This is a genomic window from Pseudonocardia sp. GCM10023141 (assembly GCF_042653605.1).
In genome coordinates this window covers 47,248-61,513 of the sequence record NZ_JBHSIR010000068.1, presented here as the reverse complement: position 1 = coordinate 61,513, position 14,266 = coordinate 47,248, and the positions used below count along the sequence as shown (strand labels likewise).

General features: G+C 72.5%; 14 protein-coding genes. 7 read left to right on the top strand and 7 right to left on the bottom strand.

The window, feature by feature from the left end; genetic code table 11:
• Positions 1–3 precede the first annotated feature (3 nt).
• Together ACFPFQ_RS39670 and ACFPFQ_RS39665 are read left to right on the top strand one after the other, a co-directional pair.
• Positions 4–393: a VOC family protein gene (locus ACFPFQ_RS39670; RefSeq protein ID WP_379628402.1), complete on the top strand. Its 390-nt coding sequence runs from the start codon at positions 4–6 to the stop codon at positions 391–393.
• A 32-nt stretch (positions 394–425) separates the two neighbouring features.
• On the top strand, positions 426–1,496 hold the full coding sequence (locus tag ACFPFQ_RS39665) for a glycoside hydrolase family 172 protein (protein WP_379628401.1): 1,071 nt from the start codon (positions 426–428) through the stop codon (positions 1,494–1,496).
• A gap of 8 nt (positions 1,497–1,504) precedes the next feature.
• Here ACFPFQ_RS39665 and ACFPFQ_RS39660 read toward each other — a convergent pair whose 3' ends face one another.
• Positions 1,505–2,416, bottom strand: coding sequence for a LysR family transcriptional regulator (locus tag ACFPFQ_RS39660; RefSeq protein ID WP_379628399.1), 912 nt, complete (start codon positions 2,414–2,416; stop codon positions 1,505–1,507).
• Positions 2,417–2,487: 71 nt separating this feature from the next.
• On the opposite strand from ACFPFQ_RS39660, the gene ACFPFQ_RS39655 reads away from it, so the two are divergent.
• Both ACFPFQ_RS39655 and ACFPFQ_RS39650 read left to right on the top strand, forming a co-directional pair.
• Entirely contained in the window at positions 2,488–3,435 is a 948-nt protein-coding gene (locus ACFPFQ_RS39655; RefSeq protein WP_379628398.1) for an EamA family transporter, read from the top strand.
• Between the two features lie 162 nt (positions 3,436–3,597).
• Positions 3,598–4,152: an RNA 2'-phosphotransferase gene (locus ACFPFQ_RS39650; RefSeq protein WP_379628396.1), complete on the top strand. Its 555-nt coding sequence runs from the start codon at positions 3,598–3,600 to the stop codon at positions 4,150–4,152.
• Here the strand turns inward: ACFPFQ_RS39650 and ACFPFQ_RS39645 are convergent.
• From ACFPFQ_RS39645 to ACFPFQ_RS39635, 3 genes are read right to left on the bottom strand one after another with little or no spacing between them, the layout of a single operon-like run.
• A complete protein-coding gene (locus tag ACFPFQ_RS39645; RefSeq protein WP_379628394.1) occupies positions 4,142–5,041 on the bottom strand; it encodes an ABC transporter permease in 900 nt (299 codons plus the stop codon). The two genes, ACFPFQ_RS39650 and ACFPFQ_RS39645, sit on opposite strands and share 11 nt — an antisense overlap.
• Positions 5,038–7,908 (bottom strand): alpha/beta fold hydrolase, encoded by a 2,871-nt coding sequence (locus ACFPFQ_RS39640; RefSeq protein ID WP_379628393.1) that lies wholly within the window; start codon positions 7,906–7,908, stop codon positions 5,038–5,040. The genes ACFPFQ_RS39645 and ACFPFQ_RS39640 overlap by 4 nt, the downstream gene beginning before the upstream one ends.
• 55 nt (positions 7,909–7,963) lie before the next feature.
• Positions 7,964–8,266 (bottom strand): antibiotic biosynthesis monooxygenase family protein, encoded by a 303-nt coding sequence (locus ACFPFQ_RS39635; RefSeq protein WP_379628391.1) that lies wholly within the window; start codon positions 8,264–8,266, stop codon positions 7,964–7,966.
• A 124-nt stretch (positions 8,267–8,390) separates the two neighbouring features.
• On the opposite strand from ACFPFQ_RS39635, the gene ACFPFQ_RS39630 reads away from it, so the two are divergent.
• Both ACFPFQ_RS39630 and ACFPFQ_RS39625 read left to right on the top strand, forming a co-directional pair.
• Complete coding sequence (locus ACFPFQ_RS39630) at positions 8,391–10,178, top strand: metallophosphoesterase (protein WP_379628390.1); 1,788 nt, start codon at positions 8,391–8,393, stop codon at positions 10,176–10,178.
• A 118-nt stretch (positions 10,179–10,296) separates the two neighbouring features.
• On the top strand, positions 10,297–10,701 hold the full coding sequence (locus ACFPFQ_RS39625) for a peptidase inhibitor family I36 protein (RefSeq protein ID WP_379628388.1): 405 nt from the start codon (positions 10,297–10,299) through the stop codon (positions 10,699–10,701).
• Positions 10,702–11,109: 408 nt separating this feature from the next.
• On the opposite strand, the gene ACFPFQ_RS39620 is transcribed toward ACFPFQ_RS39625, so the two are convergent.
• The 3 genes from ACFPFQ_RS39620 to ACFPFQ_RS39610 all read right to left on the bottom strand — a co-directional run bounded on the left by ACFPFQ_RS39620 (position 11,110) and on the right by ACFPFQ_RS39610 (position 13,317).
• Positions 11,110–12,069: a DNA polymerase domain-containing protein gene (locus ACFPFQ_RS39620; protein WP_379628386.1), complete on the bottom strand. Its 960-nt coding sequence runs from the start codon at positions 12,067–12,069 to the stop codon at positions 11,110–11,112.
• A gap of 19 nt (positions 12,070–12,088) precedes the next feature.
• Positions 12,089–12,463: an FKBP-type peptidyl-prolyl cis-trans isomerase gene (locus tag ACFPFQ_RS39615; protein WP_379628384.1), complete on the bottom strand. Its 375-nt coding sequence runs from the start codon at positions 12,461–12,463 to the stop codon at positions 12,089–12,091.
• Between the two features lie 65 nt (positions 12,464–12,528).
• Positions 12,529–13,317, bottom strand: a complete 789-nt coding sequence (locus tag ACFPFQ_RS39610) for a phytanoyl-CoA dioxygenase family protein (RefSeq protein ID WP_379628382.1) — start codon at positions 13,315–13,317, stop codon at positions 12,529–12,531.
• A 50-nt stretch (positions 13,318–13,367) separates the two neighbouring features.
• On the opposite strand from ACFPFQ_RS39610, the gene ACFPFQ_RS39605 reads away from it, so the two are divergent.
• Complete coding sequence (locus ACFPFQ_RS39605) at positions 13,368–14,204, top strand: helix-turn-helix domain-containing protein (RefSeq protein WP_379628380.1); 837 nt, start codon at positions 13,368–13,370, stop codon at positions 14,202–14,204.
• The last annotated feature ends 62 nt before the right edge of the window (positions 14,205–14,266 follow it).

The following is a 14,266-nucleotide window of genomic DNA, read 5'->3' as shown; positions in this document are numbered from 1 at the left end:
CCCATGGCGATTCCCCTGCAGATCACCGTCGATGCCCGGGACCCCCAACGGATGGCCGCCTTCTGGGCGGTCGCACTCGGCTACGTCCTGCAGCCGCCACTGCCCGGTTACGTCCCCGCGGGGGAGCTGGCCCAGTACACCGCGGTCATCGACCCGTCCGGGATGGGGCCGCGGGTGCTGTTCCAGCGCGTCCCCGAGTCGAAGGTCGTCAAGAACCGCCTGCACCTCGACATCAACGCCGGTCACGGGGCCGTCGACCGGTGGGGAGCCGTCCGGCGCCACGCCGCGCAGCTCGTGGCGGCGGGCGCCACCGTGATCGGCGAGGTGAACGAGGACGCCGGGCACTGGATCGTGCTGCAGGACCCGGAGGGCAACGAGTTCTGCCTGCAGTGATCACCGTCACCGGCATGCGGTAGACAGGGCCGATGTCGATCCCTGCACTCGGCGGCCTCGCCCGCCTCTCGTCGGCCCGTACCCGGTCGATCAGCGCCGAGAACCCGGACGGCCGCGTCGGAGGCGGTGCGCGCGCCACCCGCGGCACCGGCGCCGAGGCGGGGCGCGACCTCGGGCTCGGCTGGAAGATCTCGCCGTCGATCCAGATCGCCGGCGGCACCACCACCACGATCGCGGAGATGACGGGCCCGGGCGTCGTCCAGCACATCTGGATCACCGTGCACCCGAGCCAGTGGCGCAACATCGTGCTGCGCTGCTACTGGGACGGGTCCGACGAGCCCGCGGTGGCCACGCCGCTGGGCGACTTCTTCGGCCAGGGCTGGTGCGAGTTCGCCCAGCTCTCGTCGTTGCCGATCGCCGTCAACGCGCACGGCGGGCTCAACTCCTACTGGGAGATGCCCTTCCGCCACAACGCGCGGATCACGCTGGAGAACATCGGCACCGGCGATGCCGGCGTGTACTACCAGGTCACGTACTCGCTGCAGGAGGTGCCGGCCGACGTCGCGTACCTGCACGCCACCTGGCGGCGCAGCAACCCGCTGCCGTACCTGACCACCCACCCGATCCTCGACGGGATCGTCGGCGCCGGGCACTACGTCGGCACCTACCTCGCCTGGGGCTCCAACAACCAGGGCTGGTGGGGCGAGGGCGAGATCAAGTTCTACCTCGACGGCGACGAGGAGCACCCGACGATCTGCGGCACCGGCACCGAGGACTACGTCGGCGGGGCGTGGTGCTTCCAGGGCCCCGGCACCGGCTACCAGACCTACACCACGCCCTACCTGGGCTTCCACCAGGCGATCCAGCCCGACGGCGTGCACCGCAGCCAGACGCGCTTCGGCATGTACCGCTGGCACGTCGCCGACCCGATCCGCTTCGCCACCGACCTGCGCGTCGACATCCAGGCGCTGGGCTGGCGCTCCGGAGGCCGCTACCTGCCGCTGCAGGACGACATCGCCTCCACGGCGTTCTGGTACCAGGACGTGGCGAGCGGCAGCGGCCACACGTCGTCGCTCGATGCCGACACACTCGAGGTGATCTGACCGCGCGGTCAGCGGGTGCGGACGATCTCCGCGGCCTCGGCCTGCACGGCGGCGAGCACCGTGGCCACGGCGGGACGTTCGGCCGCGCTCGTGCGCAGCACCGCCTCCACCAGCCGGGCCGCCCGGACGCCGGCGAGCGTTCGGCGCACGATCTTGCGGCCGCGCCGGAAGTCGGTGGAGTAGCGGGGGAGCAGGGCGAGCCCGCGGCCGGCGGCCACGAGCTCCTCGGTCACCGCGAAGTCGTTGATCCGCTGCACCACGCGCGGGGCGACACCGGTCTGCACCGCGAGCGAGCGCAGCACGTCGTCCACCGGCCACCCGACGTTCACGCTGATCCACGGCTCGCCGACCAGGTCGGCGAGGTGCAGCGGGCGGAGCCGGGTCAGCCGGTGGCCCGGCGGCAGCGCGATGTCGAGCGGCTCGCGCATCAGTGGCACCACCACGCGGCCGCGGGCGTCGTAGGGCGGTGCCTGCTCGTCGCGATGGGCGATGACGATGTCGAACTCGGCGGTGAGCGCCGGGATGTCGGACGAGATCATGTCGACGTCGCGGCACTGCAGGTCCACCTCGGGCACGGCATCGAGGCGGGCGAGCAGCCCGGCGAGCATCATCCGCGCCCCGGACTGGAAGATCGCCATCCGCACCGGCCCGCTGGGCGTGGTGCGCAGGTGCTCGACCGCGGCGTCGGCGCGGGCGATCGCGGTGAGCACCCCCTCGGCCTCCGCCGCCAGCGCCCGGCCGGCCTCGGTGAGCCGCAGCCCGCGGCCTGCCGGCTCGGTGAGTGGCAGCCCGACCTCCTCCGCCAGCGCCTTGAGCTGCTGCGATATCGCCGACGGTGTGAACGACAGCGCTGCTGCCACCGCGGTGACGGAGCCGCGATCGGCCAGCTCGCGCAGGACCCGCAGGCGTGTGACGTTCATGAAGCAAGTCTAAAGAGATTGTTCAATTCTTATCGATTGTCTTCCGGGTCGAAGCGTCGGACGCTGGACGGGTGTCCTCCCGCGATCGTCTGCTCGCCGTCTTCGTCGCCGTGCTCTGGGGCGCGAACTTCCTCGCGATCCACATCGGCCTCGAGCACTTCCCGCCGCTGTTCCTCGCCGCGCTGCGCTTCGCGGTGATCGCGATCCCGACGGTGCTGTTCGTGCCGCGCCCGCGGGTCAAGCTGCGCTGGCTGCTCGGCTACGGCGTCGGGTTCGGCACCCTGCAGTTCCTGTTCCTGTTCATCGCGATGGCCAACGGCATGCCGACGGGCCTCGCGTCGTTGGTGCTGCAGGCCTCCGCGCCGTTCACGGTGCTGCTCGGTGCGGCGCTGCTGCGGGAGCGGATCGGGCGCCGCCAGGGCATCGGCATCGGGCTCGCCGTCCTGGGCATGGCGGCGATCGCCGTGGCGCGCGCGCAGACCGCGGCGCTGCTGCCGGTGGTACTGACGCTGTGTGGCGCGCTGGGCTGGGCGTTGGGCAACCTCGCGAGCCGCCGAGCCGTCGCCGACGTCGAACCAGGCGTTCCGGCACCCAACCCGCTGCACCTGACGCTCTGGATGTCGGTGATCCCGCCGATCCCGCTGCTCGTGGCGTCGTGGATCACCGAGGGGCCGGACGCGGGGTGGCGTGCGCTGCAGGAGGCCGTCACTCCCGCCGGGTTGCCGGGCGTGCTCGCGGTCGCCTACATCGCGGTGATCGCGACGGTCCTCGGCGCCGGCATCTGGACCTCGCTCATGCGCCGCCACAACGCGGGCGTGGTCGCGCCGTACTCGCTGCTCGTGCCGGTGGTCGGGATCGCGCTCGCCGCTGCGGTGCTGGGGGAGCGGCCGAGCGTCGTCGAGCTGATCTCCGCGGCGGTGATCGTCTTCGGGGTGCTGCTGGGGACACCCCGGGCGGCGAAGGCCGTGGTGCCGGTGGCGCCGGAACCGGTGGTGGTGACGTCGACGCCGTCGCACTGAGGCTGTGCTGCTGCAGCGCTCCCGAACTGCAGCGCTCCCGAACTGCAGCATGGTGGCCATCCCAGCGTCAGATCGCAGGATGGCCACCATGCTGCGATCCGGGAACGGCGGCCGGGAGACAATCCGGCTGCCCTCGCCACGGTGATGCGCGATCATCGCCTGATGGACGACCACGCGCGCACACGGCTCTCGAAGCGCCTGTCGCTGCACCTGCGCCACGCCCCGGAGAAGATCGGGCTGCAGCTGGACGCGGGCGGCTGGGTCGACGTCGACGTCCTGCTCGCCGCGCTCGGCGGCGTCACCCGCGCCGACCTCGACGAGGTGGTGCGCACCAGCGACAAGCAGCGCTTCGTCATCGAAGGGCCACGCATCCGCGCCAACCAGGGCCACAGCGTGGCCGTCGAACTCGACCTGCCGGTTGCAGTGCCGCCCGAGGTGCTCTTCCACGGCACGGTCGCCCGGTTCCTCGACGCGATCCGCCGCGAGGGGCTGCGCCCGATGGCGCGCCACGACGTCCACCTCTCGGCGACGCGCGACACCGCGGAGCGGGTCGGGGCCCGCCGGGGCGCTCCCGTCGTGCTGGTCGTCGACGCCGCCGCGATGCAGGCCGACGGCCACGCGTTCCGGGTCAGCGCCAACGGCGTCTGGCTGACGGCGGCCGTCCCGCCCGGCTACCTGCGCGAGCAGCGCCCGAGCGAGCCGCTCGTCAGCTCGTGACGTCCTTGCGCCGGAAGCGCCAGATCGCCAGCGACCCGAACACCGCCGCGTAGGTCACCGCGCTGAACACCCCTCGTGTCATGTTGCCCCAGTCGATCTGGTCGGCCAACAGGTCCGACCAGGCCGTGGCGAAGCGGGTGGGGAGGTAGTCGCGCAGGTCCTCCAGCGCGGTGATCTGGTTGAGGATCTGCGACACGATCGACACCATCACCGCCCCGCCGACGGCCCCGAGCGGGGCGTCCGTGCTCACCGACAGCAGCATCGCGAGCGCGGCCACCCAGCTCAGGTGCACCGCGAGGTAGACCGCGCCGAGCAGGATCCGTCCGGCCCCCGTCCAGAACGACAGCGACTCCCCGGTGGGGCTGACGACGTCACCCGTGCCGTAGGCGAGCCCGCCGACCAGCAGCGCCATCACCGGCAGCACGAGCAGCGCCGCCAGCGCGAGCGCCGCTGACACGATCGCCTTCTGCCGCAGCAGCCGGGCGCGGGGGATCGGTGCCGCCAGCAGGTAACGCAGGCTCGACCACGACGCCTCCGCGGCCACCGTGTCGCCGAAGAACAGCGCCACGACCACCACCAGCAGGAACGACGCCGATGCGAACAGCGCGAACACGGCGAAGTTGCCACCGCTGATCTTGGCGAGGTCGACGAGGTTGAGCGAGCCGCTCGGCGGCGAGCTCGGCGCCACCGTGAACGCGATCCACAGGATCACCGGCAGCAGCGCCACCAGCGCGAACGCCACCTGGGTTCGGCGGCGCTTGAGCTGGCGCACCAGCTCGACGCGCAGCGGCAGGGTGCGCCAGGGGCGGTAGCCCACGTCGTCCAGATCGAACTCGTCGAGCTCGACGTCGTCGTCGTACTCCGGCTCGGTGCCCACGTCGGCGCTCACGGCTCCCTGTCCTCTCCGACCAGCTGCAGGAACGCGTCCTCGAGCCGCCGCCGCGGGCCTGCCGACGCGACGTCGACGCCCGCCGTGACCAGCGCCCGCACGGCCGACGACCGCGGCGTGCCGTTGAGCTCGGCATGCACGGCCGCGCCCTCGACGGACACCTCGTGCACGCCGGCGATGCCGCTCAGCACGGCTGCCGCGCGAGCGGGCTCGTCGACGGTGAACGTGGCGGCCCCGCCGCCGGCGATGATCTCCTCGACGGTGCCGTCGGCCACCACCTTGCCGTGGTGCATGACGACGACGTGCGTGCACGTCTGCTCCACCTCGGCGAGCAGGTGGCTGGAGACCAGCACGGTGCGGCCCGACTCCGCGTAGCGGCGCAGCACGTCGCGCATCGCGTGGATCTGGGGCGGGTCGAGCCCGTTGGTCGGTTCGTCGAGCACGAGCAGGTCCGGCAGCCCCAGCATCGCCTGCGCGATGGCGAGCCGCTGGCGCATGCCCTGGCTGTACGTGCCGACCCTGCGGTCGATCGACGCCCCCAGCCCGGCGATGTCGAGCACGTCCTCGAGGTAGGAGTCGGCGGCCGGGCGGCCCGTGGCCGCCCAGTACAGCCGCATGTTGTCCGCGCCGGACAGGTGCGGCAGGAAGCCGGGCCCCTCGACGAACGCGCCGACCCGCGCGAGCACGGGCGCGCCGGCGCCGACCGGCCGCCCGAACGCCATGATCGAGCCCGCCGTCGGGCGGATCAGGCCCATCAGCATGCGCAGGACGGTGGTCTTGCCGGCGCCGTTGGGCCCGAGCAGGCCGAGCACCATGCCGTACTCGACGGTGAACGACACGCCCTTCACCGCGCTGAACCCGCCGCGGTAGGTCTTGGCGAGGTCGCGGATCTCCAGCGGTGGCGCGTAGGGGTCCACGGCGGCCTGCGTCAGCGACGCGCGGCGGCGACGCAGCAGTGCCGCCACGATCCACGCGATGATCACCGCGCCGAGCACGACCGCGATCCCGATCAGCGGGACGAGCGGCACGGTGTTGGCCGTGACCGCCGCACCCGGCACGACCGGGACGGTGACGGCAGCGGCGCCCGTCGCGATGCGCCAGACGGCCGGGTCGGTGGCGCCCGCGAAGCCCTGGTCGGTGGTGCTGACCGACACCAGCAGCCGGTTGCCGGCCTCGATCGGGGCGACCACACCGGGCAGGGTGACGGTGACGGTGGCCGACCCGTCCGCCGGTACCGGCACCCGGATCGGCGCGACCGCACTGCCCAGCAGCGAGCGGCCGCCGTCCGGGGTCACCTCGTAGGTCTTCGCGAACAGGATCGCCTCGTCGGACGCGGGCTGACCGGGCACCCGCGCGACCATCAGCGTGACCCGCGGCGCCCCCGCCAGCAGTACCGGCGCCGCGAGCGGAGCGGTGCGGAACTGCGCCGACTGCCCGGGCAGCTCCGACGTGGCCGCCGAGATCCGGCCCGCCACGGCGCCCAGCGCCCCGCCGAGCCCCGGCAGCGAGGTGATGGCGGCCGGGTTGCCGCCCGCGGGGTTGAGCACCGTCTGCGGATCGCCCTCGAGCGGGAGCGACTGGGTCTGCAGCGCGCCTGTGCCCGCGAGTCCGGGATAGGCGGTCGCGACGACCGTGCGCGACGTCGGGGTGGTGGCGCCGGCACGGACCCCGCTCTGCACGGCATAGCCGAACCCGGTGCCGGGGTCGACGCCGGTGTGGGCGAGGTGGAAGTCGAACCAGGCGCCGATCGCGTCGCGCACAGCCTGGTCGGGTGCGGCGCCGTCGTGGCCGCCCGGGTACCAGAGGACCTTGACCGTGCCGCCCGCCGCGGCGATCTGACGTGCGTTGGCGTCGGCCTGGTCGAGCCCGAACAGCGTGTCCTGCTCACCCTGCACGAGGAGCGTGGGCGCGGTGATCATCCCGGTGACGGTGGCTGGTGATGAGCGCCGCAGCAGGTCGGCGGTGGCGGGGGAGAGCCGGCCGGCGGTGGCCGCCTCGGTGTAGGCCGCGCAGACCTCGGGTGCGAACCGGCCGCAGGTGATCGGGTTCGCCGCCGTGGCGGCCGGGGGTGTGGTGGTGGCCGGTGGGCTCGTCGTGCCGCGTCCGGTGCCGTTCGGTGCCGCGGGCGGGGCGGTCGGCGTGAGGGTGGGCGCCACGGTCGGGACCGGCGCCGGGGCGGCGCCGGCGGCACCCGGCGGGGCCGATTGCGCAGGGCCGAGCCCCGCGGAGAAGAAGATGCCGGCCCAGCCGCGCTTGAACACCCCGTCCGGGGCGAAGGCGCCGTGCGCCGGGGTGTCTACGGCGGGTGCGACGGCCGCGGCGGCGTTGGGGAACAGCGCCTGCCCGAGGTCGTTCCACGTGATCACCGGCGCGAGCGCGTCGACGCGCTTGTCGTAGCCCGCCAGCAGCAGCGACAGCGCACCGCCGTAGGAGCCGCCGGTGACGCCGACGCGCGGGTCGTTCGGCCCGTCCTGCACGACGTCGGGACGCTTGGCCAGCCAGTCGACGAGCGCGCGGGCATCGGCGACCTCCCGGCCCGGCGCGTCGAGCGAGATCTGGCCGGTGCTCGCGCCGAACCCGCGGGCCGACCAGGCGAGCGCGACGAACCCGCGGGCGGCGAGGTCGCGCGCGTCGGCGTCGACCGAGGTCTTGCTGCCGCCGAATCCGTGGGCCACGAGCACCGCCGGTGCCGGGGTGTGAGCAGGCAGGTACAGCGTGCTGTCGAGGCTCACCGGATCCGTGCCACCGACGTCGATCCGCAGCGTTTCGGTGCGAACGTCAGCCGGGGCGGCCGCCGCTGTCGCCGGTACGGCGAGCAGCAGAGCGGCGGTCAGTGCGAGCGCGAATGCCCGCGAAGTTGGTCGCACGACATGACGTTAGGCGAAGTGCAACCCTGTGCGGAGGGTGAGCCTCAGCCTGTTCTCAGGCGCCGGTGCCCGCGACGTCTTCCACGTGCTCGACGGTGGGCGGTCCGTCGAAGAACGGGCCGACGATCTCGCGCCAGCGCGGGAAGTTCTCCGACTCCCGGAAGGCGACCGTGTGGGCCTCGACGGTCTCCCAGGTGATCAGGAGGACGAAGCGCGTGGGCGTCTCGATGCTGCGGGTCAGTCGGGCCGACACGAACCCGGGAGTGGCCTGTGCGAAGGGCAGCCCCTTGCTCACCGCCGCCGCGAAATCGTCGGCCATGTGGGCGTGGACCTTGAAGTCGGCAACCTCGAGAATCATGCCGCTATCCTGCCATGCGTCGATTTGCCCCCTTCGGTGCTTCCGCCCGGAAATGATCGACTGTTCACCCACCCTTTTCTCACCGGATGGGGTGAAACGAGGTCCGACGTTGCATCGTCTGGCGGTGATCGTGAACCCCCCAGGCGAGACCCCAGACGTCGGCGTGCCCGCGCGGCTGGCCGCGACGATGACGATCGGTGAGCAGCAGGACTGGCTGCGCGGCTACCTCGACCGGCACCGCGTCAGCAGGCGTACCGCGCTCCAGGGCGGGGCGAGCGTGCTCGCCGCGCTCGGGCTGACCGCGGCGCCGTGGGCCCGCGCCTCCGCCGCGCAGGCGGCCACCAGCGAGGTGGCCGTGATCGGGCGGCACCTGTGCTTCGGCGACGACCCGACGAGCCAGATGGCGATCGCGGGCGAGCTCACCGCCAAGCCCACGGGCAAGGTGTTCGTCGACATCGGACACAACAGCCACTACGGCACCACGATCGAGGCCGAGGTCCGCGAGCTGATCAGCATGGTGCCCCAGCAGAACGGCACCATCCGCGCCGCCGACCAGTTCTTCGTGCACGCGCTGGCCGACAAGCTCGATCCGGGCCGCCCGTTCCACTACCGCTTCCGGCTCGAGGACGGCACGACCACGGCGGACGCGATGTTCACCACCGCGCCCGACCGGCGCGTGCCGCAGCCGTTCACGTTCACCGCGTTCGGCGACCATGGCGTGAGCACCGACCCGACGCCGGACGGGCAGACCGGTTTCAGCGACAACTACTACACACCGACCGACACCAGGCGCACGCTCGCGCCCGCGGACTCGATCGTCGCGCTCATCGCCGAGCAGCGGCCCGCGTTCCACCTGCTGGCGGGCGACATCTGCTACGCCGACCCGTCCGGGACCGGGCAGCCGATCAAGAACAACGCGCCCGCCACCGCCGCCTCGGGGTTCAACAACTTCGACCCGACCGTCTGGACGCAGTACTTCGGGTCGATCGAGAAGAGCGCGGCCAGCACGCCGTGGCTCTTCGCCACGGGCAACCACGACATGGAGGCCCTCTACGACGACAACAGGGCTCCGGGCGGCGCGACGCACGGCTACGCGGGCCACGCCGCGCGGCTGGACCTGCCGAAGACCGGCCCCAGCCCGTGCCCGTCGGTGTACTCGGTGGTCTACGGCAACGTCGCGATCCTGTCGCTGGACGCCAACGACCTGTCGCAGGAGATCCCGACCAACGCGGGCTACAGCGGCGGCAAGCAGCTGGCCTGGGTGACCGAGCGGCTCGGGGAGCTGCGCGCCGACCCGCGCGTCGACTTCATCGTGGCGTTCTTCCACCACTGCGCCTTCGCGACGTCGAGCTCGCACGCCTCCGACGGCGGGGTGCGGGCCGCGCTCGCGCCGCTGTTCGACAAGTACTCCGTGGACCTGGTCGTGCAGGGCCACAACCACCAGTACGAGCGCACCAACCCGATCAAGGGCGGCACGTCCGGGGCGCAGAAGCCGGACGGCTCCACGATCGACCCGACGAAGGACGGCACCACCTACATCTGCTGCGGCTCGGCGGGACGGCCGCGCTACGCCTGGCAGCCCGGGGTGGGCGACCGGTACCGGGGCGGCCCGAACCCGGACACCGGCACCGTCGTCACCAGCTACATCGCCAGCACCGGCGGCGTGAAGGTGCCGGAGAAGGTGGACTGGTCGCAGACGCGCTACCTCGACTACGCGTTCCTGACGGTCGACGTGGTCCCGGCTCGGCCCGGCGGGACGTCGACGATGACGGTGCGGGCGATCAGCGACCTCGGCGGTGAGATCGACAAGGTGACGATCACGCGCGCGGTGGCCGGGCACCACGACGAGCACGCGCGGCCGACGGCCTGGCGGCAGAGCACCAGCGGCCTCTCGGTGCCGGCCGGGGTGTGATCTCGTCGATCTTGTTTGGACGATCGCCGAAACGACCCGCGGATGTCCGGAAGATCCCCTTAGCGTTGTCGTCGCTCGGCCGGGGGCCGGGTGACGACGACAGTGGGGGAGTCTGACGATGTTCTCGGGTAATCGTGCGGGTGCGGCTGCGGTCGCCGCGACGGTGGCGCTGGGCGGCGCCCTGCTGGGCGCGGCACCGGCACAGGCGGCCACGGCGTCGTTCAACTGCGCGGACAAGGCGATCTGCATCTTCGACAACGCGGACGGCAGCGACGCGGGGTTCGAGGTGGCGTTCATGTGGGCCGGTGGGTTCCTGCTGACCCCGAAGGGCTGGAACGACCGGGCGTCCGCGTTCGCGAACAACACCGACTACACCAAGTGGATGTACTCCCGCAGCGATGACGACACCTGCTGGATCCTGCGCGCCACCATCGCGCCGCGCAGCAGCGGACCGCTGGCGCCCGAAGCCGACAACAACGTCGACATGGTGGCGAACCAGGAGTACACGACGGTCTGCGCATAGTCCTGCAACGCGCGAGCCTGCCGCGCCGGGCGAGTGATCAACGCCCACCGGTTCCGGTTGGATCATGAGCCAGTGCGCGCTCGACCACCGGCACGAAGATCAACGCCCACTGGGTCATGGTCAACACCGAACCAGTGGGCGTTGATCACCCCAGCCGCACCTCAGCGCCCCACGCCGGGCCCACCTGTGCGCCTCGGCGAGCATGATCCGCGCGAGCCGCACCGCAGCGTCGTCGACAGGGCCGTGGCGTGCGGCTCGCGCGCCCCGGGGTGGTTGTGGTGCCCTCCCGCCGACCTGGCGGCAGCCCGATCATGCGCCCGCCAGGCCATGACGGACTTCCTGCAACCCGGAGTCGCCCCCGTGCCGCGGAACCGGCGGCGTGGGTCGTCCGGAGTCGCCCTTGCTCGGTCACTCCTGCTGAGCAGCCCGCTTCCGCCGCTTGCCCTCGTGCATGGCGACCACCCGGGCGATGGGGATCGCGTGCCCCTCGGCCAGCAGGTCGGCCGGTAGCTCCTGCGGCGCGGGCATCCGCTCGTGCCACGGGTCGCCGCCCGCCAGCAGCGCCGGGGCGGTGCGGATCGTGAAGTCGGCGGGCTTGATCGCCTCGAGCTCGGCCCAGTCGACCGGGAACGACACCGGAACGCCCGGCCGGATCCGCGGGCTGTAGGCCGCCACCACCGTGGCGCCGCCGGCGCGCGTGGAGTCCAGGAAGACCTTGCCCTCGCGGTCCTCGCGGATGTACGCGGTGGTGGCGACGTCCGGGTCGAGCCGCTCGGCGCGCGCCGCCAGCGCACGGGTGGCGGCCGCGGCGTCCTCGATCCCGACGCCCGCGGCGAGCGGGACGTAGATGTGGATGCCCTTGGCGCCACTCGTCTTGACGGCGCCGGCGAGCCCGCTGTCGGAGAGCGCCTGCTCGACGAGCCGGGCGGCGCGCACGACGTGCGGGAACGCGTCGCCCTCCGGCGGGTCGAGGTCGAGCACCAGGTGCGTCATGCGCGCCTGCTCGCCCTGGACGAGCGTGGGGTGGAACTCCACGCAGCGCTGGTTGCCCAGCCACAGCAGCGTCCGGCGGTCCTCGCACAGCGGGTAGGACACCTCGCGGTGCGACGCCTCCGCCCACACGCCGACCGTCGCGATCCAGTCGGGCGCGTACTTGGGCAGGTTCTTCTGCATGAAGGGTGGCTGGCCGGGGCGCACGCGCATCACCGAGAGCGGGCGCCCGGCCAGGCCGGGGAGGATGCGATCCCGCACCGCGTCGAGGTAGTCCACCAGGTCGCGCTTGGTGGCCTCCGCGTCGTCGTACAGCGGCTGGTCGAGGTTGGTCAGCGCGACGCCCTCGCGCGTCTCGTCGGGCTCCTTCTTCGCCATCGCCGCTCCTCCGCCGGTGTCAGCTGACGCCGACGAGGTCCACCACGAAGATCAGCGTCTCGCCCGGCTTGATCGCGCCGCCCGCGCCGCGGTTGCCGTAGCCCAGGTGCGGCGGGATGGTGAGCTTGCGCCGGCCACCGATCTTCATGCCCGCGACGCCCTGGTCCCAGCCTGCGATGACCTGACCGGCGCCGAGGCCGAAGCGGAACGTGGAACCGCGGTTCCACGAGGCGTCGAACTCCTCACCTGTCGAGTACGAGACGCCGACGTAGTGCACCTCGACGGTGTTGCCGGCTGCTGCCTCCGCTCCGTCGCCGGTCTGGATGTCCTCGATGACGAGGTCGGCGGGCGGGGTGCCCTCCGGGTAGTCGATCTGGGGCTTCTCGAGTGCCACGACGTTCTCCAGGTTGGTGAGTCCGGTTGCTGCGGAGCCCAACCCTGCCAGAACGCCCCGGGCGGCTACGGCTCGGCGTCGGCGTACTCGCCGCACGGGCCGCCGCCCACGGCCACCGGGAGGGTGCATGTCCGGCGGTCGGGCCGCACCAGCGGGTTGTAGAACTCGGCGATCTCGGTGCTCGCCTCCGGCACGTAGTGGAAGATCAGCGCGCGGCGGAAGCGGTCGATGCTGGAGTTGGGCCGCGACCCGTGCACCACGCTGCCGTGGAAGAAGAGCACGTCGCCCGCTGCCATCCGCGTCTGCACGGTCTGCATCCCGGCCGGGACGGGTACCTCGACGGAGGTGAACGACTCGGCCAGGTCCGCGGGCTCGGGGCAGGCCAACTCGACGCGGTGCGAGCCCGGGACGACGGCGAGGCCACCGTTCTCGGCGTCGACGTCGTCGATCGCGATCCAGGCCGCCAGGCAGGTCTCGGGATGGGCGCGCAGGAACGTGTTGTCCTGGTGCAGCGCCTGCCCGCGAGCGCCCGGTGGCTTGAAGTAGAACATCGACTGGGCGCCGAGCGCGGGTCCGATCAGCGTCGTGACGACATCGAGGATCCGGCCGTCCAGCATCAGGTCCATGGCCAGGCGGCCCGCCTCGACGTCGGTGCGGCGGTGCGGGTGGACGAACCGCGGGTAGCGGGCCAGCGGGTCGCCGTCGGGCACCCCGTCGTCGACCGCCAGCGAGTGGTCGGCGGCGACGAGGCTCATGTAGGCGGCCCGGAGCCGCTCCACCTCGGACCGGTCGAGTACGCCGGGCACCTGGACGACCCCGTCGCGCTCGTACACCTCTGCGACTGTGCTGCTCATGGTTCCCAGCATCGGCCGATGAGCTGGGCAAGGGGATAGCGTATTGCGCTGTGAACCTTCGAGATCCTGCTGCGAGCCGGGCGGAGTCCTTCACCCCGACGGTGCGTCGGCTGCTCGCGGGCGAGTTCGACGAGGGGTCGGGCTACGCGACGTACCGCAGCCGCGGCACCACCGACTGGCTGCTGTTCCACACCATCGCCGGTCGGGGACGGCTGGGCCCCGGCGTGTTCGTGGAGCCGCGGGAGACCGCGCTGATCCGCCCCGGCACGCCCCACGACTACGGCGTGGAGCCGGCGATGCAGCGCTGGCACTTCCTCTACGCGCATTTCCACCCGCGACCGGACTGGCTGCCGCTGCTCGACTGGCCGGAGGTCGCCCCCGGGCTGCTCGTGCTCCGGGCCGGCGCGGACGGTGCCGAGCGGATCCGCGGCAGCCTCGCCGCGTGCGTCCGGCACCAGGACAGCGTGCTGCCGCAGGGCGAGCAGCTGGGCATGAACGCGCTGGAGGCCGCGCTGCTGTGGTGCGACACCCAGAACCCCGCGGCGGCCCGGATCGACGACCGGCTGCTGCGCGCCATCGAGCACGTCGACCGCCACCTGCGCGCCGACCTGTCCGTCGCGGTGCTGGCCGGGGTGAGCAACCTGTCGGTCTCCCGCTTCGCCCACGTGTTCCGCAGCCAGCTCGGCACCACACCGCAGCAGTTCGTCGAGCGCCGCCGCCTCGACACCGCGTGCCGGCTGCTCGAGCTCACCAGCCGGCCGGTCGCCTCGGTGGCCGCGGAGGCCGGTTTTCCCAACCCGCTCTACTTCTCGACCCGCTTCCGACAGCACACCGGCCACAGCCCCGCGCAGTACCGACGGCGGTTGGGAGCCCCGCCGCCGCCGTGACGGTGGCGGCCAGCGGAGATCCGTGTCGATGCTTACGATGCCGGGGTGACGACCATGCCCGC